Genomic DNA, 22,508 nt, shown 5'->3' with positions numbered 1-22,508 from the left:
CCGGGCCCGACCCGGCCCGACGATGGTCAGGAGGGGGGCGGGACGCGGCGGCGGGCGTCCTCGGCCGTGGACGGGCCCGGCGACCAGGGGGCCACCCACGGCAGGTCGTCGGCGGGGGTGAGCACGCCGTCCTCCACCGCGGCGTAGCGTCCGGCGAGGATCCGCTTCGCGGCCGCCGTGTCGACGGAGTCGGTGTTGTCCCACAGGGCGGCGAAGAGCGCGTCGACGCGTACCCGGGCCTGCCGGCAGAACAGGTCGGCCAGCTCGACGTTCTCGGGGCGGGCGTCCCGCTCGGCGTAGGCGCGTACGCAGACCGCGGACATCGCGAACAGCTCCGCGCCGATGTCCACCACCCGACCGAGGAACGCCTGCTTGCGCTCCATCTTTCCCTGCCAGCGGGACATCGCGTAGAACGTCGACCGGGCCAGCTTGCGCGAGGCGCGCTCCACCTGCCGCAGGTGACCGGCGAGGGGACCGAACTCGGCGTACGCCGAGGGGCGCTGCCCCCGGCCGACGGCGAGGGTGGGCAGCCACCTCGCGTAGAACGCGCCCGCCCGCGCCCCGGCCTTCGCCTTGCGGCCCAGCCCGGCGTCCGGGTCGATGATGTCGCCGGCGACCGACAGGTGCGCGTCGACCGCCTCCCGGGCGATGAGCAGGTGCATGATCTCGGTGGAGCCCTCGAAGATACGGTTGATCCGCAGGTCGCGCAGCATCTGCTCGACGGCGGCCGGTCGTTCGCCCCGCGCGGCCAGCGAGTCGGCCGTCTCGTAGCCGCGACCGCCCCGGATCTGCACCAGCTCGTCGGCGATCTTCCAGGCCATCTCGCTGGCGTAGAGCTTGACCAGCGCCGCCTCGATCCGGATGTCGTTGCGGTCGTCGTCGGCGAGCAGGCAGCAGAGGTCGAGCATGGTCTCCATGCCGTACGTCGTCGCGGCGATGAAGGAGAGCTTCTGGGCCACCGCCTCGTGCTCGCCCACGGGCCGCCCCCACTGCACCCGGTCGGCGGCCCACTCCCGGGCCACGTTCAGCGCCCACTTGCCGGCGCCGACGCACATGGCCGGCAGCGACAGCCGCCCGGTGTTCAGGGTGGTGAGCGCGATCTTCAGGCCCTTGCCCGCGCCGCCGATGACGTTCTCCTTCGGTACGAAGACGTCGTGGAAGCGGGTCAGGCTGTTCTCCAGCCCACGCAGGCCGATGAAGGCGTTGCGCCGTTCGACCGTGATGCCCTCGGTGTCGCCCTCGACGACGAAGGCGGTGATCCCGCCGCGCCGCCCCTCGGCGGCGGGCACGCGGGCCATCACCACGAGCAGGGTGGCGACGGTGCCGTTGGTGGCCCACAGCTTCACGCCGTTGAGCCGGTAGCCGGTGCCGTCGGGCGTGGGCTCGGCGGTGGTGGCCAGCCGGGCCGGGTCGGAGCCGACGTCCGGTTCGGTGAGCAGGAACGCGGAGATCTCGCCGGCGGCGAGTCGGGGCAGGAAGCGCTGCTTCTGCTCGGCGGTGCCGAACATCTTCAGCGGCTGCGGCACCCCGATGGACTGGTGCGCCGAGAGCAGCGCGCCGATCGCCGGGCTGACCGAGCCGGCCAGCATGAGCGCCCGGCAGTAGTGCAGGTTGCTCAGCCCGAGCCCACCGTACGAGCGGTCGATCTTCATGCCGAAGGCGCCGAGCCGGGCCAGCCCCTGGAACACCTCGTCCGGGATGGACGCGTCACGTTCGATGGCGGCACCGTCGACCTCGGAGGTGAGGAACTCGCGGAGCCGGCCGAGGAACTCGTCGGCGCGGGCGACGTCCGCCGGGTCGGAGCGCGGCCAGGGGTTGATCAGGTCGAGCCGGAACCGGCCGAGGAAGAGTTCCTTGCCGAAGCTGGGACGGTCCCAGGAGGACTCCCGGGCCGCTTCGGCGACCTGGCGGGCCTCCTTCTCGGAGACCTGGCCGGCCTCCGTCGGCAGCGGTCCGGCGGCACCGGCCGACGGCGGTCGGTCGGTGCCCGCCGACCGGTCGTCGCCTGCTCCGTCGGGTGCGGGTCGGCTGTTGTGTGTCGTGGTCACGGCGGCCCCCTCGAACCTCGGTCCGGATGCGTCAACGTGCGCGACAGAAAGCACGCTACCCCCGGGTGTTACCCAGGGGTAGCGTTCGGTAAATATCGAGTCGTGTCGACTTCGGTCAGTCGCTCAGCGACCGGGGGTCGTCGTCGTCATCGTCGTCATCGTCATCGCCCCAGTTGCGCCGGGAGAACGGCAGGAACACCCAGAAGGTGAGGAACCAGAGGCCGGTGAGGCCGCTGAGCACCATGGCGACGCTCCGGTCCAGCACGAAGTCGGTGATCAGCAGCACCGCGCTGACCATCGAGATCAGCATGAAGGCGAGGCCGCCGCTTGCCATCCGGTGGGCGAACCGGACCAGTTCCGGCTTGCGGCCCTGCCGGAACAGCGCGCGGTGGAAGGCCACCGGAGAAATGATCATCGCGGTGGCGGCGGCCGCCGCCAGCAACGCGACGATGTAGACGTCCTTCTGGAACGGGCTGGTACGGGTGAAGCCGTTGCTGAACGGCAGCGTGAGCAGGAAGGCGAAGAGGATCTGCACGCCGGTCTGGGCGACCCGAAGCTCCTGGAGCAGGTCGGCGAAGTTGCGCTGCCAGCGCTGCTTCTCGGTTTCCTTGGACACGCGCTACCTCCGGTCAGACGGTACTGCCGGCGGGGGCGGCCGGCGGCAGCATCGCTGATGCCCCACCGGCTCACGCGCGAAACCGACTCACGTCACTGTCCGGGACCGTTCCGGATCGTCAGGAGCCGCGCCGGATCCGGCCCGCGTACCGGGCCTCCAGGGCGTTGTTGTGCTCGTCGCCCCCGGCGATGTTCGCCGACAGGTAGACCGGGGGCCGCTCCCCCGCCGCCAGCAGGCGGGCCACCACCTCGACCGTGATCTGCTGCGCCAGCAGCGCGGCGGTGATCGACGAGACCGCGCCGACCGCGCCGCCGCCGGGCAGCGGCAAGGTCGCGTCGCCGTACGGGGCACCGTTGTCGAGCACCACGTCGGCGAAGTCGGCGAGCTTGCGTCCCGACGGGTGGCGCGAGGTCATCTGCCCGGAGTGCTGCGCCGAGGTGATCGCGACCAGCCCGTGGCCCTTCTCCCTGACCAGCGAGGCGAACTCCACCATCGCGCCGTTCACGCCGGAGTTGGAGGCGAGCACGAAGACGTCGCGGGGGCCGACCGGCGCCAGCTCGTAGAGGCGGTGCGCCACCGCCGGGTCGCGCTCCAGCAGCGGCCCGAGCATGTCCGCCGGGGCGCCGCCGACGAGCACCAGGTCCCGCAGGGCGATCCGGTTCGTCGGGACCAGCCCGCCGGCCCGCCCGGCGATCTCCATGGCCAGCGCCTCGGAGTGGCCCGTGCCGAACGCGTGGACCACGCCGTCGGCGCGTACCGCCTCGGCGATCAGATCGGCGGCCCGCCCCACCGCCTCGCGCTGGCTCTCGGCCACCCGGTTCATCGTGGCGGTCACCACGGTCAGGAACTCGTCGGCGCTCAGCGGCATGTCTCTTCCGTCCATGTCGTACCTCCGTGGGGTGGGGTCCGGCGTCCGCCGGGCGACGTCGCGGGAGGGTCAGACCGGGTCGTGCACCCGGGCCAGGATCGCCTCGGCCAGCGGGGCGGGCGCCTCGTCGGGGATCCAGTGGCTCACCCGGGGCAGCTCGACGAAGCGGTAGTCGGCGCGCACGTGCTGGGCGCACGCCTCGGCGGCCGTCCGGCCGATCGCGATGTCGCGACCGCTCCACACGTACGTGGTCGGCACCGTCACCGGGCCGGTGGCGGCCAGGTCCCGGCGGGACATGGCGCGGTACCAGTTCAGCGCGGCGGTCAGGGCGCCCGGCTCGCGCATCGGGTCCGCGTACGCGGCCACCCGCGCGTCGTCGCCGACCCCGTGCAGCATCCGGCGCAGCCCGGTCGCGCCCAGCACCAGCAGCGCCTTCTCCGCCTTGCCCGGCTTACGGAACAGCGTCATGTACGCCGAGCGCGCCTTCTGCCCCGCGTCCTCGGTGAGCGCCCAGGTCATCGCGGCGGGGTGCGGCACCGAGACCGCGGTCAGCGTACGGACCCGGTCGGGGTGGTGCGCCGCGACGGCCCAGGCGACGATGGCGCCCCAGTCGTGCCCCACCAGGTGCGCCGCGTCGACGCCCAGCGCGTCGAGCAGGGCCACCGCGTCGGCGACCAGCTCCGGTAGCCGGTAGGCCTCGACGGCCTCGGGGCGCGCACCGGGCGAGTAGCCGCGCTGGTCCGGCGCGTACGTGCGCAGGCCGGCGGCGTGCAGCGCGGGCACCACGTCGTCGAACTCCCCGCCGTGCTGCGGGAAGCCGTGCAGCAGCAGGACGGGTACGCCGCCCTGCGGTCCGCCGACGCGGACGTCGAACGTGAGACCCCGGGCTTCGATCCGCATGATCGTGAGCCTACCCAGGGCCGCCGCCGCCCGCCGGGGACCTGCGGGCCGCGGCTCACTCGTACTGTTGCCGGGGCACGGGCACCTGCCGCCAGGACTCCACGTCCAGATAGGGGATCTCGGCGTCGTTGACCGGGTCGCGGGCGATGCGGTCGCTGTAGCGGCCGGTCACCTCGATCCAGGTGTCGTCGGCCAACCCGTCGGGGGCGGCGCCGGTCAGGCCCAGCTTGACCGGTCGGCCGTCGGCGGCGCAGCAGGAGAGCACCATCCGGGCCAGCAGCGGCCGGCCGTCGGCACCGGTCGTGACGAAGCCGGTCAGTTGGACCCGGCGGTCGCCGATCGAGGTGCCCCGGTCGAACAGGGCCCGGGAGGCGTAGTCGAGCACGGCGACGCGCACCGGGTCGCCGTCGGGCAGCGGCGGATAGTCGGACGGCTGCTGACGGGTGGCGACGGCGGTGCCGGCCTGCCCGGCCGCGTACGAGCCCAGGGCGGGCGGGGCGACCAGCAGCAGGCCCAGCACGGGCAGGATCAACAGCCAGCCGACCCGTGGCTCGTGGTGTCCGTGCCCGTCGTCGTGCCCGTGGCCGCCGTGCGAGCCGTCGCCCTCGTGTCCGTCGTGGTCGTCGTGGCCGGCGGGCGTACGCCGCAGCAGCGGGCGCAGCTCGTAGAAGAGGGTCATGACCGCGGCGGCCACCAGCAGCAGGCCGGCGGCGACCAGGAAGGGACGCAGCCCCTCCTTGACGTAGCGCAGGTGCAGGTCGGTGAGGCTGGCCCGGATCACCGCGCCCCCGAGCAGCAGCAGGACGACCGCCTGCGCCTGCCGGTTCACAGCAGCACCGCCCCGGTCGCGGCGGCCACCGCGACGGCCACCGCGAAGGTGGTCGGGGCGAACCGCAGCGCGAACCGCCGGCCGAAGACCCCGGCCTGCATCGAGATGAGCTTGAGGTCGACCATCGGCCCCACCACCAGGAAGACCAGTCGGGAGGTCAGCGAGAACTGCGACAGCGAGGCGGCGACGAAGGCGTCGGCCTCGGAGCAGAGGGAGAGCAGCACGGCGAGCGCGGCCAGCGCGAGCACCGACAGCACCGGCTCGTCGGCGAGGGTCTGCAACCAGCGCTCCGGCACCACGACGTTGATCGTGGCGGCGGCCGCCGCACCGATGACCAGGAAGCCACCGGCATGCGTCACGTCGTGCCGGACCGCCCCCCAGAACGCCCGCCCGCGCGAGCCGTCCGCCAACTCCGGCCGGCGCGGCAGCCGGATCCAGTCGGCCCGGCCGAGGCGCAGCCACAGCCAGCCCATGGCCATCGCGACGAGCAGGCTCGCGACCGCCCGGCCGAGGACCATCGCCGGGTCGTCGGGGAAGGCCACGGCGGTGGCGGTCAGCACGATCGGGTTGATCGCCGGGGCCGCGAGCAGGAACGCCAGGGCGGCGGCCGGGGTGACCCCGCGCCGGATCAGCGACCCGGCGATCGGCACCGCCCCGCACTCGCAGCCGGGCAGCACCACTCCGGCCGCGCTCGCCACCGGCACCGCGAGCGCGGGATGACGCGGCAGTGCCCGGGCCCAGAACGACCGGGGCACGAAGACCGCGATCACCGCGGAGAGCAGCACCCCGAAGACGAGGAACGGCACGGCCTGCACCATGACCGAGACGAAGACGGTGGTCCAGGTCTGCAACCGGGGCGCCGACAGGGCCCGGGCGAACGGGTCGCGGAAGACGACCAGCAGGATCAGCAGGCCGGCGAGCACCTCCACCGACCCGATCCGCCGCTCCGGGCCGCGCGGCGCCGGCTTCTGCTCGCGTACGCCCGGGGCGGCCACGCCCACCGCGCCCGGGTGCGGCCCGTCCGGCGCGCGGCGCTCAGCCTCGGATGTCACGTACGTGTCCCTCTGCCGGGTTTCCCAGTGGCCGCCCGAGAGTACCGGGCCGGGATGGACGGCGTCGATCGAACGCGCTGGTGAGCTGGGGAAAGATCACTTTGCTGGTTGATCTTCAAAGGTGTTAGCGTCGGCGCGACAACTTCACATCCGACAGGGGAGCGCACAGCGCTGAGAGTGCGGGCACCGCCCGCAGACCCTCGAACCTGATCTGGGTAATGCCAGCGCAGGGAGTTCGGTCGACCTCCAGCCGCGTCGACGTCCGACACGTTCGGGCGCGGCGTGCGTCTTCTCCTGGTTCTCGTTCGGGACTGGGAGCAATCATGCGAGACAACAACACCGCCACCCGGTGGCGTACGGTCGACGTCGTCGTCGCCGCGGTGATCGCGGTGGCCTTCGGCGTCATCTTCTGGGCCTGGGGCCTGCTGTGGCGGGCCGTCGACCCGGCCTTCGCGTTCTTCCCCGCCGGCCAGGCGATCATGTACGGCGTCTGGCTGATCCCGGCCGTCCTCGGCGGCCTGGTGATCCGCAAGCCCGGCGCGGCGCTCTTCTGCGAGGCGGTGGCGGCGACGGTCTCGGCGCTGCTCGGCTCCGAGTGGGGCGGCATCACCATCGTCCAGGGCCTGATCCAGGGGCTCGGCGCCGAACTGGCCTTCGCCGCGTTCCGGTACCGCTCGTTCCGGCTGCCCACCGCGCTGATCGCCGGTGCGCTGACCGGCCTCGGCGCGGCGCTGTTCGACTTCTTCGTCTGGAACAGCGAGTACGCGCTGGGCAGCTACCGCATCCCGTACGCCCTGCTCACCATCGCCAGCGCCACGATCGTCGCGGGTGCCGGCGGCTGGGCCCTGACCCGCGCCCTGGCCACCACGGGCGCCCTGGACCGCTTCCCCGCCGCCCGCGACCGCACCCTGATCTGACAGGCCCGACGGAAGCGCGTTGATCATGAGGTTGACGGCGATGTGGATCTCCGTGAGCGCCGCCAACCTCATGATCGACGCCACGGGGCGGGACGGGAGGGGGACGGCGTGGGGGCGGTGACGCTGCGCGGGTTCGGGTGGCGGCACGCCGGGCGGCGGGCGTGGGCCGTACGCGGGGTCGATCTGCGCGTCGAGGCCGGCGAGCGGGTGCTGCTGCTCGGACCCTCCGGGGCCGGCAAGAGCACCCTGCTCGCCGCGCTGGCCGGGCTGCTGCCCGAGGACTCGGGCGAGCAGGAGGGCACCGTCGAGATCGACGGGCTCGACCCCCGCAAGGGCCGCGAACGGGTGGGCATCGTCTTCCAGGACCCGGAAAGCCAGCTCGTGATGGCCCGCAGCGGCGACGACGTGGCGTTCGGGCTGGAGAACCGGGGCACCCCCGCCGGAGAGATCTGGCCCCGCGTCGACGAGGCGCTGATGCGGGTCGGCTTCCCGTACCCCCGGGACCGCCCCACCGCCGCCCTGTCCGGCGGCGAGCAGCAGCGGCTCGCCCTGGCCGGCGTACTGGCCCTGCGCCCCGGGTTGCTGCTGCTCGACGAGCCGACCGCCAACCTCGACCCGACCGGCGCCGCGCTGATCCGGGCGGCCGTGGCCGGCGCGCTGGACGCCGACACCACGCTGATCCTTGTCGAGCACCGCGTCGCCGAGGCGCTGTCCCTGGTCGACCGGGTCGTCGTGCTCGAACCGGGCGGCGGCGTCCGCGCCGACGGCACGCCCGAGGCCGTCTTCGGTACGCACGGCGACGCGCTCGCCGACGAGGGCGTCTGGGTGCCCGGCCGACCGGTGCCACCCCGACACGCGACCGCGCCGCCCGGCGACGTGCTGGTCACCGCCGACCGGCTCGGCCTGCCGCCCCGGCTGGCGGCCGTCGACCTGGCGGTACGCGCCGGCGAGGCACTCGCCGTCGTCGGTCCCAACGGGGCCGGCAAGTCGACCCTCGCCCTGCTGCTCGGCGGCCTGCTCAGGCCCGGGACCGGCCGGGTCGCGGCGACGCCCGCACTGGCCGGCGACGACGCCCGCACTCCCCCGCACCGCTGGCGCGCCCCGGCGCTCGCCCGCCGGATCGGCTCGGTCTTCCAGGACCCGGAGCACCAGTTCGTCACCAACACCGTCTTCGACGAGCTGGCGCTCGGCCCGCGCCGCACCGGCCAGCCCGAGGCGGCGGTACGGTCCACGGTCGACACGCTGCTGGACCGGCTGCGGTTGACGAAGCTCGCGGCTGCCAACCCGTACACCCTCTCGGGCGGGGAGGCACGGCGGCTGAGCGTGGCAACCGCCCTGGCCACCGCGCCCCGCCTGCTCGTCTGCGACGAGCCGACCTTCGGTCAGGACCGGCGCACCTGGCTGGAGCTGGTGGACCTCTTCGCCGAACTGCGCGACGCCGGGCACGGCCTGGTCGCGGTCACCCACGACCCGGAGTTCGTGGCCGCCCTGGCGGATCGCCGAGTCGTCCTGGCGCGCCCGTGATCAGCTTCGAGCCGGTCGCCGCGCCGGATGCGCCGCTGGCCCGGCGCAACCCGGTGGCGAAGCTCGCCGCGGCGCTGGTCTTCTCGTTCATCCTGATCGCCACCCTCGACCCGGTGGCGCCGGCCATCGCGATCGCCGTCGAACTGGCCCTGCTGCCCCTGTTCGGGGTCCGCCTGCGGGTGTTGGCACGGCGGGCCTGGCCGCTGCTCGTCGGCGCCGTCGGCGTGGTGGTGACGCTGGTGCTGTTCGCGGCCGAGCGTTCCGGCCGGGTGCTGGTCGAGGCCGGCCCGGTGGTGGTCACGTCCGGGGTGCTGCTCACCGCGCTCGGCCTGGTGCTGCGCATGTTCGCGGTGGCGCTGCCCGGTGTGATCGTCTTCGCCACCACGGACCCCACCGACCTGGCGGACGCGCTGATCCAGAACGCGAAGGCGCCCGCCCGCTTCGCCATCGGGGCGCTGGCCGCGTTCCGGCTCGTGCCGCTGCTCGGGCAGGAGTGGCAGATGATCTCCATGGCCCGTCGCGCGCGGGGCGTGGAGGCCGGCCGCAACCCGTTGGCGAAGCTGCGGCTGTTCGCCTCGACGGCGTTCGCGCTGCTGGTCGGGGCGATCCGCCGGGGCACCCGGCTGGCCGTGGCGATGGACGCCCGGGGCTTCGACGCCGGAATCCCGCGCACCGTCGCCCGGCGACAGCGCTTCGTCGCCGCCGACGGCCTGCTGATCGTCGGTGCGGCGGTGCTCGCCGGGGCCGCGCTCGCCGTCAGCGTGCTGGTCGGCACCTTCCGCCCGTTGATCGGTTGAGCCGCCCGCCCCGGTGACGACGCCACCACTTCTGCAACACGTCCTACGGCGGACGGGCCGGGTGGAGCCGCCGGTCACGGCGGCTCCCCCCGGCCGGCACCGTCAGCTGCGCCGGAAGGCGTACCGGCGGGCCTGCCCGGCCTTCTGGCCGCGCAGCGTGCCGGCACGACCGGCGCCGGAGACCGGCGGACCGGCCTTCGGCGCGGCCGGCCGGGCGCCCGGCAGCGCCGGCACGACCGGCGCGACCGCCACCTCGTCGAGGTTGACGGGCGTCAGGTCCGCGGCGGACGGCGTGGGAACGGTGGTACGGGACTTCTTCGGGTTGCGCCTGGCGGGCATCCGGTGCCTCCTCTGGCTGCGGGCTCTTGCGCGCCGGAACGACGTCCGGTCAGCGGGGCCCGCCTCGTTCGGTGACCGTCACGCGACGGTCGGGCGGGATCGGGACTGCTGCCCGGGATCGACCACGAGGAACACCACCGCCTCGACGGCAGGTGTGGAATGCGGACGCCCGGGAGCACGCGGACCCACGGCAAGCAGCGGCGGGTCGGCTCGGAGGTGGGGCGTCAGTTACGCATGCCCACACGCTAGCCGCCCGGCCGGTCCCGCGCAGCCTAATTACCGGGACGATCGGCGGCGGGCCGGGTACGACGCCCCCGGCCCGCCCCGACGCCCCTGCGTGGCCACGGTGCCGGGGGCGCCCCCGCCGCCTCGTCGCTGGGCGTAGCCCCGGCCAGCGAGATGGGGCAGCGGAGCACACGGTGGTGACGGAACGGCCGACCCGCCTCCGGGCCGTCGCGCCCAGCGATACGGTCACAGCGGCGGGTGTCGACGGCGGAGGGCGGGCGGATGGCCGGGCGGGCGACGGCGCGGATCGGCGTGACCGGGCTGGCGGTGATGGGCCGGAACCTGGCCCGCAACCTGGCCCGCAACGGCTTCGCCGTGGCGGTGCACAACCGCTCACCGGAGCGCACCCGCAGCCTCGTGGCGGAACACGGGGACGAGGGGACGTTCGTGCCCGCCGAGTCGATGGCCGACTTCGTCGCCTCGCTGGAGCGGCCCAGGGCGGTGCTCGTGATGGTGAAGGCAGGCGGCCCCACCGACGCGGTGGTCGACGAGCTGGCCCCGCTGCTCGACGCCGGAGACATCGTCGTGGACTGCGGCAACGCGCACTTCGCCGACACCCGCCGGCGGGAGGAGGCGCTGCGCGCGTACGGCCTGCACTTCGTCGGCACCGGTGTCTCCGGCGGCGAGGAGGGCGCACTGCGCGGCCCGAGCATCATGCCGGGCGGATCGGCGGAGTCGTACCGCACGCTCGGGCCGATCTTCGAGCGGATCGCCGCCCAGGTGGACGGGGTGCCGTGCTGCCGGCACATCGGGCCGGACGGCGCCGGGCACTTCGTCAAGATGGTGCACAACGGCATCGAGTACGCCGACATGCAGCTCATCGCCGAGGCGTACGACCTGCTGCGGGCCGGTCTGGGCGCGGAGCCGGCGGACATCGCGGAGATCTTCCGCGGCTGGAACTCCGGCGAGCTGGAGTCCTTCCTGATCGAGATCACCGCGGACGTGCTGGCGCACACCGACGCGGGCACCGGACGGCCGTTCGTGGACGTCGTGCTCGACCGCGCCGAGCAGAAGGGCACCGGTCGCTGGACGGTGCAGAGCGCGCTGGACCTCGGCATCCCCATCACCGGCATCGCCGAGGCGACCTTCGCCCGGTCGCTGTCCGGGCACGCCGACCAGCGCGAGGCGGCCCGCCGGGCGTTCCCGGACGCGGGCGCCACCTGGCGGGTCGAGGACCGCGACGCCTTCGTCGAGGACGTCCGGCGCGCCCTGCTCGCCTCGAAGATCGTCGCGTACGCGCAGGGCTTCGACCACATCCGGGCCGGCTCCCGGGAGTACGACTGGGGCATCGACCTGGGCGGCACGGCGACGATCTGGCGGGGCGGCTGCATCATCCGGGCCCGCTTCCTCGACCGCATCCGCCAGGCGTACGACGAGCGGCCCGACCTGCCGACGCTGCTGGTGGCGCCGTGGTTCGCGGACACCGTCGACGACGGGGTGCCGAGCTGGCGGCGGGTGGTGTCCGACGCGGCGCGGGCGGGCGTGCCGGCCCCCGCGTTCGCCTCGTCGCTGGCGTACTTCGACGCGCTGCGCGCGCAGCGGCTCCCCGCCGCCCTGATCCAGGGGCTGCGCGACAACTTCGGGGCGCACACCTACCAGCGCGTCGACCGCGAGGGCACCTTCCACACCAACTGGCCCACCGACAGGACCGAGATCGAGGCCTGACGCGCGCGAACCCCCGACCCGCGAGGCGATCATGCACTTTCGGTGGGCGAAACGCGCCGGTACGGGCCTTTCGCGGGGCACCACGACTGCATGATCGGCGAGCGGGTCGGGGGTCGGGGTCAGGTCATGGGTGAGTGGTCAGAAGAAGCGACGGCGCTTGGCCTTCTGCGGGCGGAGCATGTCGGCGCCCTTGGTGAGCAGGCGGCTGATCCCGGTCGGGCCGCGGCGGGCCTCCAGGGTGCGGCTGAGCCGGCGCGCGCCGCCCGCCGCCAGCGGTACAGCGACCGCCATCATCGCCCACTGGGCAATACGCTTCTGGATCATGTGGGTTCACCTCCGTCGGTGGCTGCTGACCACCGTGGTACCCCGTACGACCGGGCGGTAAGCCTCAGCTCGGCGGGGCGACCGGGTTGGGCAGCGCGCCACCGAAGCGCCGGTCCCGCTGGGCGTACAGCTCGCAGGCGTACCAGAGGTGGCGCCGGTCGAAGTCGGGCCAGAGCGTGTCGAGGAAGATCAGCTCGGCGTACGCGGTCTGCCAGAGCAGGAAGTTGGAGATCCGTTCCTCGCCGGAGGGCCGCAGGAACAGGTCCACCTCGGGGATCTCCGGGTGGTAGAGGTACTTCGCGACGGTCTTCTCGTTGACCTTCTCCGGGTCCAGCCGGCCCGCCGCGACGTCGCGGGCGATGGCGGCGGCGGCGTCGGCGATCTCGGCCTGCCCACCGTAGTTGACGCAGAACTGGAGGGTCAGCGTCGAGTTGCCCCGCGACATCTCCTCGGCCGTCTGCAACTCGGAGATGACGCTCTTCCACAGCCGGCCGGCCCGACCGGACCAGACAACCCGCACCCCCAGGTCGACCAGCTGGTCGCGGCGGCGGCGGATGACGTCGCGGTTGAAGCCCATCAGGAACCGGACCTCGTCCGGCGAGCGCCGCCAGTTCTCCGTGGAGAAGGCGTACGCCGACAGGTAGGGGATGCCCAGCTCGATGGCGCCCTCGACCGTGTCGAAGAGGGAGAACTCACCCGCCTCGTGGCCCTTGGTGCGGGGCAGCCCACGCTCCTTGGCCCACCGGCCGTTGCCGTCCATCACGACGGCGACGTGCTTCGGCACCGCGTCGGCGGGCAGGGCCGGCGGTCGGGCGCCCGACGGGTGCGGTGTCGGCGGCACCGGCTCACGACGCCCGGCCCTCAACGATCGGATCACTCCGTCCTCCCCCTGTTCACGCTGTCCGCACCGGAGCCGACGCCGGGCGGCGGCGGGACCGGGCCGGCCGGCGGGGCGCCCCGGTCGACCAGCGGCAGCGAGCGTAGCGCGCGCTCCAGGTGCCACTGCAGGTGCGCCGCGACCAGGCCGCTGCACTCCCGGCGTACGCCTGCCTCGGTGGCGTCGGCGACCCGCCAGTCGCCGGTGGTCAGCGCGGACATCAGGTCGACGGTGGCCGGGGCGGGGTGGGCCGCGCCCGGCGGCCGGCAGTCCGGGCAGACCGCGCCCCCGGCCGGTACGGAGAACGCCCGGTGCCGCCCCGGCGTGCCGCAGACGGCGCAGGCGGTCAGCGCCGGCGCCCAGCCGGCCAGCGCCATGCCGCGCAGCAGGTACGCGTCGAGCACCAGGGTGGTGGCGTGGCTGCCCTCGGCGAGCGCCCGCAGCGCGCCCAGGGTGAGCTGGAACAGCCGCAGCGACGGCTCCCGCTCGACGGGGGTGAGCCGCTCGGCGGTCTCGGCGATCGCGCTGGCGGCCGTGTAGCGGGAATAGTCGCCGAGGAAACGCTTGCCGTAGAGGTCGATGCCCTCGACCTGGCTGACCGTGTGCAGCGAACTGCCGTGGTTGCCCTTCGGGTCGCCGGCGAGCTGGAGGTCCACGTGGCCGAAGGGCTCCAGCCGGGCGCCGAACTTGCTGCTGGTGCGGCGGATCCCCCGGGCCACCGCGCGCAGCCGGCCGTGCCGGCGGGTGAGCAGGGTGATGATCCGGTCGGATTCGCCGAGCTTCTGCACGCGCAGGACCACCGCGTCGTCGCGGTAGAGCTGTCGGCGGTACCCGGCCATCGGACCATTCTCTCTCGGGGTGCGGAATCAGGGTCAGCTCGGGGTGTCCGCGCGCCGAACCCCGATGCGCGAGGGCCGTCACGCCTCGTAGCGTGCTCGCATGGCTCTGCACCGCACCGCCGCCGCGCTCGCTGCGGCCACCACCCTGATCGTCACCGCCGGGTGCGACAACCTGTCCTTCCGCCGGCTCGACTACGACAACACCGAGGCGGTCCGGATCAGCAGCATCCGGGTGCTCCCGGGGGCCGGCGACGTGACCGTACGCGCCATCGGTGCGCAGGACGAGGTGCGGATCAAGCGGGTGGTGCGTTACCAGGGCGGCCAGCCCGACGCGACGTACGAGGTCAAGGGCGGCGAACTGGTGCTGGACACCGACTGTGGCTCCCGGTGCAGCGTCTCCTACGAGGTCACCGCCCCGGACGGGGTGAGCGTGAAGGGCGAGACCGGCTCCGGTGACGTCGACCTGAGCAGGGTGGGCCCGGTGGAGATGCGGCTCGGCTCCGGGAACATCCGGGTGACCGCCGCCAGCGGCCCCGTACGCGCGGAGACCGGTTCCGGCAACATCCAGGTGGCCGGCGCCACCGGGCCCGTACGCGCGCAGACCGGCTCCGGCAACGTCGAGGTCGACGAGGCCGCGGGCGCGGTCACGCTGCGTACCTCGTCGGGCGACATCACCGGGCACCGCCTCGACGGCGGGGTGGACGCGGAGACCGGCTCCGGTGACGTCACCGTCGACCTCACGACGCCCGCCTCGGCGCGGGTGCACGCCTCCAGCGGCAACGTCGAGCTGGTCGTGCCGGCGGGCCGTTACCGGGTCCGCTCCAGCACCGACAGCGGCGACGCGGAACTGGGCGTCACGGACGACCCGTCCGCCACGCTGGTGCTCGACCTCTCCACCGGCAGCGGCAACGTGACGGTCACCCAGCGCTGATCTCGACGGTCTCCGGCTCCCGGGGCGCCGGCACCGCCGCCCGCCCCGTGGCGGGGGCACCGACCGTCTCGTCGCCGGCCGGGCGGGCGGTGTCGGGACGATCGACCGGCCAGCCGGCAGCCGCGCGGGTGGCGCCCGGACCGCCGGTGCGGCCGGCAGCCGTGCGGACGGTGGCCGGGGCGGGGCGGATGCGGCCGGGGACGAGCTCCGGCGGCCTGCGGGCCGCCACGTCCTCCACCCAGCCGACCAGGGCGGTCACCGCGGCGACCAGCGCGAAGACGAGCACCACCCGGATCGCCAGGCCGACCGGGTCCTGGTGCGACCAGCCCACCACGTCGACCAGCGGGGTGAGCGCCACCACGAACGGCATGTGCCACAGGTAGACGGTCAGCGCCCGCCGGTTGAACACGGTCACCACCCGGCCGAACGCGGCGCTGCGGTCCACCCACGGCGCGCTCGCGGGCCCCCGGCCGAGCAGCACGAGGACGAACGCCGCCGACCAGAGCGCGTTGCCCAGGGGGTTGTCGTTCAGGTCGTACCCGCGGGGACCGGGGTGGGTGACGATCCAGGCGGCACCGGCGGCGGCGAGGGCCAGCGCGACCGGCACCAGCACCCGGTTGGCGAGGCGGCGCAGCATGCCGGCCTGGTGGGCGAAGCCGAGCAGCCAGGCCCCGAAGTAGAGCCCGAACTGGTGCAGCGCCACCGGCAGCGCCGGGAGCAGGCCCAGCTCGGCCGCCGCGAGCAGGGCGTACGGGGCGACGAGGGTGGGCACCGGTGCGCGCCGGAACAGCCACAGAGCCACCGGCGAGGCGAGCACGAACCAGAGGTAGTCGCGCAGGTACCAGATCACGCTGAGCGCGATCGCACCCCAGCCGTTGGCCGGCGGGTCGGCGATGGGGAAGATCCAGAGCAGCACCTTCGGGGTCAGGGGCAGCCCGGTGAGCAGCATGGCCGGTACGAAGACGGCGGCGAGCACCCAGAGCGACGGCAACAGTCGCCGCAACCGGCGGACGACCGCCCCCGGTCCCCACCGGTGCAGCGAGGCCGCCATCAGCGAGCCGGCGAGCGCGAACATCACCGACATCGCCGGGAAGACGAGGGTCAGCGTGGCCCAACCGGTGACGTGGTAGACGACGACTCGAACGATGGCCAGGAAGCGGAGCAGGTCCAGGTATCGGTTTCGCATCAGCCTGCATCTATGTCCGGGGGTACGGGGGCTGTCCTATCCCCTACCCTCCGGGCCGAGCGCGGCAAACAGAAGGGAACCCACCAGAAGGTGACATCTTCCATACGTACGACCGATACCGATCATGCGCCGGACAGGCTCGAGGGCCGGGACGCGCCGCGCCCCGGCCCTCGGCGTCAGAAGCCCAGCTTGCGCAGCTGCTTCGGATCCCGCTGCCAGTCCTTCGCCACCCGGACGTGCAGGTCCAGGTAGACCCGGGTGCCGAGCAGCTCCTCGATCTGCCGGCGGGCCGTGGTGCCGACGTGCTTGAGCCGGCTCGCTCGGTGACCGATCACGATCGCCTTCTGGCTGGGCCGCTCGACATAGACGTCCGCGTAGATCTTCGTGAGCTGGCCCTCGGGGATCATCTCCTCGACGACCACCGCGATGGAGTGCGGCAACTCGTCACGGACGCCCTCCAGGGCGGCCTCCCGGATCAGCTCGGCGACCAGCACCTGCTCCGGGTCGTCGGTCAGCATGTCGTCCGGATAGAGCTGCGGCGACTCGGGCAGGTAACCGGTCATCACGTCGACCAGGGTGTCCACCTGGTGCCCGGAGACCGCGCTGACCGGCACCACCGCGGCGAACTCGCCCAGCTCGCTGACCGCGAGCAGTTGCTCGGCCAGCCGCTTGCGGTCCACCAGGTCGGTCTTCGTGACCACCGCGAGCACGGTGGCCTTCAGCTCGGCCAGCTCGCCGGTGATGAACCGGTCGCCCCGCCCGATCGGCTCGTCCGCCGGGATGCAGAGGCCGATCACGTCGACCTCGCTCCAGGTCTGCCGGACCAGGTCGTTGAGGCGCTCGCCCAGCAGCGTGCGGGGTCGGTGCAGGCCCGGGGTGTCGACCAGCACGAGCTGGGACTCCGGGCGGTGCAGGACGGCCCGGATGATGTGCCGGGTCGTCTGCGGCTTGTTCGAGGTGATGGCGATCTTCTGCCCGACGATCGCGTTGGTCAACGTCGACTTGCCGGCGTTCGGCCGGCCGACGAAACAGGCGAATCCGGCCCGGTAGGGGCGCGGCTGGAGGTCGCTCACTGCGCCGCCCCGCTCCGGGTGCCCCGAGGCGGCACGCCGCCGTGCCCGCTCACTCGACCACCGTGCCGAGGACGGACCCGTCCGGGGCGGCCACGTGGATCGGCGCGTCCGCGGCGAGGTCGCGTACCGCCGCGTGCCCGGCACCGTCCAGCGTCGACGCCTCGGTGACCACCACCGCGGCCTCCAGCCGGGTCGCGCCGGCCGCCACCGCCGAGGCCACCGCGAGCTGGAGCGCGGTGATCGTCAGCGAGGGCAGCGAGACGCTGGCCGCGGCGTACGTCCGGCCGTCCTGGTCGCGGACCGCCGCGCCCTCCACGGCGCCCACCCGGCCACGCGCGCCCCGCGCCAGGACGACCAGCTTGCCGTCCTCGGCGCTCAGCTCGACCGGGTCGGACGGGGTGGGCCGGGCGGCCGGTACGGCGGGTGACTCAGGCATCGGCGGGTTGCCTCTCCTCGGATCGGTTCGGGTCGTCCCGGTGTTCCGCGTGCTCGCCGCGGCCCGGGCCGTTCTGGGTGTCGGTCGACTCCGCCCGGCTGACCAGCACGGTGTCGATCCGGTTGCGTCGGCCGGTGGTGCCCTCGGCGATCAGCCGGAGCCCGGCCACCTCGGCCTGTGCCCCGGGGATCGGGACCCGGCCCAGGGACTGGGCGAGCAGGCCGCCGACGGTCTCCACCTCGTCGGTGGGGAGGTCGGTGTCGAACAGCTCGCCCAGGTCCTCCACCGGGAGCCGTGCGGTGACCCGCACCGCCCCGTCGTCGAGGTGCTCGACCGGCGGGCGCTCGACATCGTACTCGTCGGTGATCTCTCCGACGATCTCCTCCAGGATGTCCTCGATGGTGACCAGCCCGCCGGTGCCGCCGTACTCGTCGACGACGATGACCAGGTGGTTGCGGGCGGCCTGCATCTCCGAGAGCAGGTCGTCGACCGGCTTGGACTCGGGCACGAAGGTGGCGGGGCGCATCAGCTCGGCGACGGGGAGCTGCCGGTCCTCGGCGGCGCCGCCCTGGGTACGCCGGATCAGGTCCTTGAGGTAGAGCACGCCGAGCACGTCGTCGACGCTCTCGCCGATGACCGGGATCCGGGAGAAGCCGGAGCGCAGGAAGAGCGCCAGCGCCTGGGAGAGCGTCTTGCGCTCCTCGATCCACACCATCTCCGTACGCGGCACCATCACCTCGCGGGCGATGGTGTCGCCGAGCGCGAATACCGAGTGGATCATCTGCCGCTCGCCGTGCTCCACGACACCGCGCTGCTCGGCCAGGTCGACCAGCTCGCGCAGCTCCACCTGGGTGGCGAACGGTCCCTCCCGGAAGCCCCGGCCCGGCGTGACCGCGTTGCCGATGAGGATCAGCAGCGAGGCGAGCGGGTTCAGCGCCCGGCCCAGCCAGCGCACCAGCGGGGCGACGGAGCGCCCGACCACGTACGCGTGCTGCCGGCCGATGGTCCGGGGGCCGACGCCGACCACCACGAAGCTGATCACGGTCATCGCGCCGGCGGTGACCAGCGCCGCACGCCAGCCCGCGCCGAAGGTGTCCACCGCGACCAGCGCCACCAGGGTGGTGGCGGTCAGCTCGGCGAGCAGTCGCAGCAGCAGGAGCAGGTTGAGGTGGCGGACCACGTCCCCGGCGACGACCTGGAGCGTCCGCGCGCCCCGCGCGCCGTCGCGGGCCAGCTCGGCGGCGCGGGCGGGCGAGACCGCGGCCAGCGCCGCCTCGGTCATGGCGATCAGGCCGGCCAGCACCACCAGGCCGGCCGCGAAGAGCAGCAGTTGCAGATCGGGCAGGCCGGTGGCGCCGGCCGCCAGTGTCGGGGAGGTCATCACCGGGACCGGGTCGACCGCCAGCTCGCCAGCAGTCGGGCCTGGAGAGCGAACATCTCCCGCTCCTCCTCCGGCTCGGCGTGGTCGTAGCCGAGCAGGTGCAGCACGCCGTGGACGGTCAGCAGGTGCAGCTCGTCGGCGGCGGTGTGGCCGGCGGCGGCCGCCTGCTTCGCCGCCACCTCCGGACACAGCACGATGTCGCCGAGCAACGCGGGCTCGCCACCGGCGGCGGACGTCTCACCCGGCCCGTGGTCGACGCTGCCCTCGTCCATGGGGAAGGCGAGCACGTCGGTCGGGCCGTCGCCGCCCATCCACCGGTGGTTGAGCTCGGTCATGTAGTCGATGTCGACCAGCAGCACGGAGAGCTCGGCGAGGGGGTTGACCCCCATCTCGTCGAGGGCGTGCCGGGCCACGGCGAGCACGGCGTCGGTGTCGACGTCGACACCCGACTCGTTGGCGATCTCGATGGACAACAGTCTTCCCTCGGTCTATCGGCGCCGGCCGGGCCGGCCGCCCTGGGCGGAACGCCCCGGCACGGCGTGCACGCTCTGCGCCTGCTGGTTCTCCCGCTCGGCGTCCCAGCGGGCGTACGCGTCGACGATCTCCCCGACCAGCCGGTGACGGACCACGTCGGAGCTGGACAACTCGGCGAAGTGCACGTCCTCGACGTTCTCCAGGATCTCGCGGACCACCCGCAGGCCGCTGGTCGTGCCGCCGGGGAGGTCCACCTGGGTGACGTCACCGGTGACGACGATCTTGGAATTGAAGCCGAGCCGGGTGAGGAACATCTTCATCTGCTCGGGCGTCGTGTTCTGCGCCTCGTCGAGGATGATGAAGGCGTCGTTCAACGTACGCCCCCGCATGTATGCCAGCGGCGCGACCTCGATCGTGCCCGCCGCCATCAGCTTGGGGATGGAATCCGGGTCGAGCATGTCGTGCAGCGCGTCGTAGAGCGGGCGCAGGTAGGGGTCGATCTTCTCGTTGAGCGTGCCGGGCAGGAAGCCCAGCCGCTCCCCCGCCTCAACCGCCGGCCGGGTCAGGATGATCCGGTTGACCTGCTTGGCCTGCAACGCCTGGACGGCCTTCGCCATCGCCAGGTAGGTCTTGCCGGTGCCGGCCGGGCCGATGCCGAAGACGATCGTGTGCGCGTCGATCGCGTCGACGTAGCGCTTCTGCCCCAGCGTCTTGGGACGGATGGTGCGGCCGCGCCGGGAGAGGATGTTGAGCGTCAGGACCTCGGCGGGCCGCTCGGCGCCGCCCTGCTCGAGCATGCCGACGGTACGCCGGACGGCGTCAGTGGTCAGGGTCTCGCCTTTCTCGATGAGTTCGAGCAACTCGCTGAAGATCCGCTCGGCGAGGGCGTTGTCGGCGGGGGCGCCGGTGATGGTGATCTCGTTGCCCCGGACGTGCACGTCGCTGTTGACGGAGCGCTCGACCAGTCGCAGGATCTCGTCACCCGCGCCGAGGAGGTTGACCATGATCTTGGAATCCGGGACGGTGATCCTGGTCTGCACCCGGGGCGGGCCGGGAGGTGGGGTGCCGGTCATAGGTCGGGCCGAGGGGCCCTGCGCCACCTGCTCTCGATCTCGGCACCGGGCCTGCCTGGCGCGGCGCGCTGACGTTCCTGCCATCTTATCTTTCCAACGGCGGTGACACCCCGCCCATTTCCCCGGGTACGACCGGAGCGGACCGGCAGTGCCCAGGGGCGACCGGACGGGGTGGCCGCCCGGCCCCGGCCCGGCCCGTCCGCTCGCGCGTCAGGAGCCGGCCCGGAAGTCGTACCGCTCGAAGGTCTCCTGGTGGCGGGTGAACCGGTAGGTCGCCCAGTGCATCCGGACCACCGTGCCGTGCTCGTCCCTGGTCAGCCGGAGCAGTTCGCCCGCCTCCCGGCCCGAGAGCGTACGGAACACGTCCGGCCGGTCCGGCAGCGGGACGAAGACCGAGGGGGGCTTGCCCGCCGGGTCGTCGGCGCCCCGGGCCCGCAGTTCGCCGCCGTGCCAGGAGAAGACGTACTCGAAACCCTCCCCCCACCAGCGACCGAGCAGCCCGCGTACGCCTTCGGGGGCGGGCGGGCCCGGCCGCCACGGCGTGATGTCGGCGGGATCGTGCTCGACCGCGGCGGCCAGCAGCCGGTGCGGCAGGTCGAGGACCTCGCCGGCGGTGCCGGAGGAGCCGAGCACCGCGACCCCCATCGCGCCGGGGGTGCCCTCCCCGCCCCGCCGGCCGTAGACGCCGGCCAGGAATCCGGGCATCGCGCCGTCGTGGCCGACGTGCATGATCCGCTTGCCCTGCGGCACCAGGATCAGCCCCAGCCCGAAGCCGCCGGCCCAGAGCGTCTCGTCGGTGACCGTCGCCGGCCAGCGCATCTCGTCGAGCGTCGCCGGGGCGAGCACGGCGCCCGCCGGGTCCAGCGCCGCCGGGTCGGCGAGGAAGGCGGCCCAACGGGCCATGTCCGAGGCGGTGCTCCAGAGCTGCGCCGCCGGGCCGACCGCCCCGAAGTCGGTCGGCGGCTCGGGGTGCGCCTCGTCGGAGTAGGCGTCGACCAGGAACCCCGTCGCGGCGTACGGCCCGGGCGTCACCGAGGTCCCGGCCAGCCCCAGCGGGGTCAGCACCCGCTCGGCGAGCACCTCCGCCCAGGTGCCACCCCTCAGGTGGCCGACGAGCCGACCGAGCAGCGCCATGCCGAGGTTCGAGTAGTGGTAGCGGCGGCCCGGGGGCAGCACCCGCTCGGCCCGGGCCAGGTCGGCGACCAGCCCGTCGACGTCGGGCGCGCGCAGGGTGTCCCAGACGTCGCCGTACGGCTCCCGTTGCAGGCCGGCGGTGTGCGACAGCAGCCGGCGTACGGTCAGCCCACCGTGGGCCGGCAGGTCCAGGTGCCGGTCCAGCGGGTCGTCGAGGTCGAGCAGGCCGTCGTCGCGGCACTGGAGGGTCAGCACGGCGGTGAACGTCTTCGTGACCGACCCGATCCGGAACCGGGTGCCGGGCCCCAGCTCCGTGTCGTTGCCGGTCCCGCCGACGGCGCACGTCCAGAGCGGGCGGTCCGCCCGGTGCAGTGCCGCCGACACCGCCGGCACCCGGGCCTGCGCCTGGACCGTACGGACCATCCGCGACAGGCGGTCGTCGACCCCCGTCACGCGAGGTTCCGGGCCAGCATGGGGCCCAGCGGCGCCCCGCCGAGCACGTGCGCGTGCACGTGGAAGACCTCCTGGCCGCCGTACGCGCCGGTGTTGAACATCAGCCGGAAGCCGTCGCCGAGCAGCCCCTCGTCCTCGGCCACCGCGGCGGCCGTGGCGAGCACCTCCCCGGCGAGCGCCGGGTCGCCCTGGGCGAGCGTCGCCACGTCGGCGTAGTGCTCCTTCGGGATGACCAGCACGTGCACCGGCGCCTTCGGGTCGATGTCGCGGAAGGCGAGCGTGGTGGCGGTTTCCCGGACGATCGTGGCCGGGATCTCCCCGGCGACGATGCGGCAGAACAGGCAGTCGGTTCCCATCGGGGCAGTGTAAGGAAGGGCACGCCGCCGACGCCCCGGTGGCGGGTTCCCCCGCCGCCCTCCGGCGGCGGGTGACCTCACCGCCTGCGGGGTGGTTCCCTCGGCGCGGGCGGGGCGGGGCGGTCGGGCAT

Annotated in this window: 23 protein-coding genes and 1 riboswitch; of the genes, 5 read left to right on the top strand and 18 right to left on the bottom strand. The window is 73.7% G+C overall.

Annotated features, from left to right (window positions below; genetic code table 11):
• Positions 1-26 precede the first annotated feature (26 nt).
• The 6 genes from AC5L34_RS27590 to AC5L34_RS27565 all read right to left on the bottom strand — a co-directional run bounded on the left by AC5L34_RS27590 (position 27) and on the right by AC5L34_RS27565 (position 6,256).
• On the bottom strand, positions 27-2,048 hold the full coding sequence (locus AC5L34_RS27590; RefSeq protein ID WP_494827630.1) for an acyl-CoA dehydrogenase family protein: 2,022 nt from the start codon (positions 2,046-2,048) through the stop codon (positions 27-29).
• Between the two features lie 115 nt (positions 2,049-2,163).
• Entirely contained in the window at positions 2,164-2,664 is a 501-nt protein-coding gene (locus AC5L34_RS27585) for a DUF6328 family protein (protein WP_101412343.1), read from the bottom strand.
• Between the two features lie 118 nt (positions 2,665-2,782).
• A complete protein-coding gene (locus tag AC5L34_RS27580; RefSeq protein WP_441177852.1) occupies positions 2,783-3,532 on the bottom strand; it encodes a sugar isomerase domain-containing protein in 750 nt (249 codons plus the stop codon).
• Between the two features lie 69 nt (positions 3,533-3,601).
• Positions 3,602-4,432, bottom strand: coding sequence for an alpha/beta fold hydrolase (locus tag AC5L34_RS27575; RefSeq protein ID WP_441177845.1), 831 nt, complete (start codon positions 4,430-4,432; stop codon positions 3,602-3,604).
• Between the two features lie 55 nt (positions 4,433-4,487).
• Positions 4,488-5,261 (bottom strand): TIGR03943 family putative permease subunit, encoded by a 774-nt coding sequence (locus AC5L34_RS27570; RefSeq protein ID WP_441177844.1) that lies wholly within the window; start codon positions 5,259-5,261, stop codon positions 4,488-4,490.
• Positions 5,258-6,256 (bottom strand): permease, encoded by a 999-nt coding sequence (locus AC5L34_RS27565; RefSeq protein ID WP_199184765.1) that lies wholly within the window; start codon positions 6,254-6,256, stop codon positions 5,258-5,260. The genes AC5L34_RS27570 and AC5L34_RS27565 overlap by 4 nt, the downstream gene beginning before the upstream one ends.
• Before the next feature lie 202 nt (positions 6,257-6,458).
• Positions 6,459-6,564, top strand: a riboswitch (TPP riboswitch).
• A gap of 72 nt (positions 6,565-6,636) precedes the next feature.
• Between AC5L34_RS27565 and AC5L34_RS27560 the strand changes: the two genes are divergently transcribed.
• The 3 genes from AC5L34_RS27560 to AC5L34_RS27550 all read left to right on the top strand — a co-directional run bounded on the left by AC5L34_RS27560 (position 6,637) and on the right by AC5L34_RS27550 (position 9,551).
• Entirely contained in the window at positions 6,637-7,230 is a 594-nt protein-coding gene (locus AC5L34_RS27560) for an ECF transporter S component (protein WP_088998905.1), read from the top strand.
• A 108-nt stretch (positions 7,231-7,338) separates the two neighbouring features.
• Positions 7,339-8,754 carry an ABC transporter ATP-binding protein gene (locus AC5L34_RS27555; protein WP_441177843.1) on the top strand — a complete coding sequence of 472 codons (1,416 nt, stop codon included), beginning with the start codon at positions 7,339-7,341 and terminating at the stop codon, positions 8,752-8,754.
• The gene (locus AC5L34_RS27550; protein ID WP_441177842.1) at positions 8,751-9,551 is read left to right on the top strand and encodes an energy-coupling factor transporter transmembrane component T family protein; all 801 of its coding nucleotides are present in this window, start codon (positions 8,751-8,753) and stop codon (positions 9,549-9,551) included. Before AC5L34_RS27555 ends, AC5L34_RS27550 begins: the two co-directional genes overlap by 4 nt.
• 102 nt (positions 9,552-9,653) lie before the next feature.
• Here the strand turns inward: AC5L34_RS27550 and AC5L34_RS27545 are convergent, their stop codons facing one another.
• The gene (locus AC5L34_RS27545; protein ID WP_088998902.1) at positions 9,654-9,890 is read right to left on the bottom strand and encodes a hypothetical protein; all 237 of its coding nucleotides are present in this window, start codon (positions 9,888-9,890) and stop codon (positions 9,654-9,656) included.
• Between the two features lie 507 nt (positions 9,891-10,397).
• On the opposite strand from AC5L34_RS27545, the gene gnd reads away from it, so the two are divergent.
• Positions 10,398-11,840 (top strand): NADP-dependent phosphogluconate dehydrogenase, encoded by a 1,443-nt coding sequence (gene gnd / locus AC5L34_RS27540; RefSeq protein WP_494827638.1) that lies wholly within the window; start codon positions 10,398-10,400, stop codon positions 11,838-11,840.
• Between the two features lie 138 nt (positions 11,841-11,978).
• Here gnd and AC5L34_RS27535 read toward each other — a convergent pair whose 3' ends face one another.
• From AC5L34_RS27535 to recO, 3 genes are all read right to left on the bottom strand, one after another.
• Positions 11,979-12,164 carry a hypothetical protein gene (locus AC5L34_RS27535; RefSeq protein WP_210837573.1) on the bottom strand — a complete coding sequence of 62 codons (186 nt, stop codon included), beginning with the start codon at positions 12,162-12,164 and terminating at the stop codon, positions 11,979-11,981.
• A 64-nt stretch (positions 12,165-12,228) separates the two neighbouring features.
• Positions 12,229-13,005, bottom strand: coding sequence for an isoprenyl transferase (locus AC5L34_RS27530; RefSeq protein ID WP_172896643.1), 777 nt, complete (start codon positions 13,003-13,005; stop codon positions 12,229-12,231).
• A gap of 32 nt (positions 13,006-13,037) precedes the next feature.
• Positions 13,038-13,880, bottom strand: a complete 843-nt coding sequence (gene recO / locus AC5L34_RS27525; protein ID WP_494827626.1) for a DNA repair protein RecO — start codon at positions 13,878-13,880, stop codon at positions 13,038-13,040.
• Between the two features lie 100 nt (positions 13,881-13,980).
• Here recO and AC5L34_RS27520 point away from each other — a divergent pair, with 100 nt between their 5' ends.
• On the top strand, positions 13,981-14,811 hold the full coding sequence (locus AC5L34_RS27520) for a DUF4097 family beta strand repeat-containing protein (RefSeq protein WP_101412353.1): 831 nt from the start codon (positions 13,981-13,983) through the stop codon (positions 14,809-14,811).
• Here the strand turns inward: AC5L34_RS27520 and AC5L34_RS27515 are convergent.
• The 8 genes from AC5L34_RS27515 to AC5L34_RS27480 all read right to left on the bottom strand — a co-directional run bounded on the left by AC5L34_RS27515 (position 14,798) and on the right by AC5L34_RS27480 (position 22,377).
• Positions 14,798-15,997, bottom strand: coding sequence for an acyltransferase family protein (locus tag AC5L34_RS27515; RefSeq protein ID WP_441177839.1), 1,200 nt, complete (start codon positions 15,995-15,997; stop codon positions 14,798-14,800). The two genes, AC5L34_RS27520 and AC5L34_RS27515, sit on opposite strands and share 14 nt — an antisense overlap.
• 176 nt (positions 15,998-16,173) lie before the next feature.
• A complete protein-coding gene (era, locus tag AC5L34_RS27510) occupies positions 16,174-17,070 on the bottom strand; it encodes a GTPase Era (RefSeq protein ID WP_441177838.1) in 897 nt (298 codons plus the stop codon).
• A 49-nt stretch (positions 17,071-17,119) separates the two neighbouring features.
• Positions 17,120-17,506: a cytidine deaminase-like protein gene (locus AC5L34_RS27505; RefSeq protein ID WP_101412356.1), complete on the bottom strand. Its 387-nt coding sequence runs from the start codon at positions 17,504-17,506 to the stop codon at positions 17,120-17,122.
• The gene (locus AC5L34_RS27500; protein ID WP_441177850.1) at positions 17,499-18,911 is read right to left on the bottom strand and encodes a hemolysin family protein; all 1,413 of its coding nucleotides are present in this window, start codon (positions 18,909-18,911) and stop codon (positions 17,499-17,501) included. Before AC5L34_RS27500 ends, AC5L34_RS27505 begins: the two co-directional genes overlap by 8 nt.
• Positions 18,887-19,360: an rRNA maturation RNase YbeY gene (ybeY, locus tag AC5L34_RS27495; RefSeq protein ID WP_101412357.1), complete on the bottom strand. Its 474-nt coding sequence runs from the start codon at positions 19,358-19,360 to the stop codon at positions 18,887-18,889. Before ybeY ends, AC5L34_RS27500 begins: the two co-directional genes overlap by 25 nt.
• A 15-nt stretch (positions 19,361-19,375) precedes the next feature.
• Positions 19,376-20,434: a PhoH family protein gene (locus AC5L34_RS27490; protein WP_357662803.1), complete on the bottom strand. Its 1,059-nt coding sequence runs from the start codon at positions 20,432-20,434 to the stop codon at positions 19,376-19,378.
• Positions 20,435-20,644: 210 nt separating this feature from the next.
• Positions 20,645-22,021: a serine hydrolase domain-containing protein gene (locus AC5L34_RS27485; protein ID WP_441177837.1), complete on the bottom strand. Its 1,377-nt coding sequence runs from the start codon at positions 22,019-22,021 to the stop codon at positions 20,645-20,647.
• A complete protein-coding gene (locus AC5L34_RS27480; protein ID WP_088998892.1) occupies positions 22,018-22,377 on the bottom strand; it encodes a histidine triad nucleotide-binding protein in 360 nt (119 codons plus the stop codon). The genes AC5L34_RS27485 and AC5L34_RS27480 overlap by 4 nt, the downstream gene beginning before the upstream one ends.
• Positions 22,378-22,508: the final 131 nt, after the last annotated feature.

The sequence above is a fragment of the Micromonospora sp. ZG13 genome, from assembly GCF_059359355.1.
This window is presented reverse-complemented; position numbering and strand designations above follow the sequence as displayed.

Coding starts and splice junctions, on each gene's coding strand:
- AC5L34_RS27560 (WP_088998905.1), top strand. CDS start 6,637: ATGCGAGACAACAACACCGCCACCCGGTGGCGTACGGTCGACGTCGTC.
- gnd (WP_494827638.1), top strand. CDS start 10,398: ATGGCCGGGCGGGCGACGGCGCGGATCGGCGTGACCGGGCTGGCGGTG.
- AC5L34_RS27515 (WP_441177839.1), bottom strand. CDS start 15,997: ATGCGAAACCGATACCTGGACCTGCTCCGCTTCCTGGCCATCGTTCGA.
- AC5L34_RS27580 (WP_441177852.1), bottom strand. CDS start 3,532: ATGCCGCTGAGCGCCGACGAGTTCCTGACCGTGGTGACCGCCACGATG.
- AC5L34_RS27575 (WP_441177845.1), bottom strand. CDS start 4,432: ATGCGGATCGAAGCCCGGGGTCTCACGTTCGACGTCCGCGTCGGCGGA.
- recO (WP_494827626.1), bottom strand. CDS start 13,880: ATGGCCGGGTACCGCCGACAGCTCTACCGCGACGACGCGGTGGTCCTG.
- AC5L34_RS27505 (WP_101412356.1), bottom strand. CDS start 17,506: ATGCCTGAGTCACCCGCCGTACCGGCCGCCCGGCCCACCCCGTCCGAC.
- AC5L34_RS27490 (WP_357662803.1), bottom strand. CDS start 20,434: ATGACCGGCACCCCACCTCCCGGCCCGCCCCGGGTGCAGACCAGGATC.
- AC5L34_RS27480 (WP_088998892.1), bottom strand. CDS start 22,377: ATGGGAACCGACTGCCTGTTCTGCCGCATCGTCGCCGGGGAGATCCCG.
- AC5L34_RS27520 (WP_101412353.1), top strand. CDS start 13,981: ATGGCTCTGCACCGCACCGCCGCCGCGCTCGCTGCGGCCACCACCCTG.
- AC5L34_RS27535 (WP_210837573.1), bottom strand. CDS start 12,164: ATGATCCAGAAGCGTATTGCCCAGTGGGCGATGATGGCGGTCGCTGTA.
- AC5L34_RS27545 (WP_088998902.1), bottom strand. CDS start 9,890: ATGCCCGCCAGGCGCAACCCGAAGAAGTCCCGTACCACCGTTCCCACG.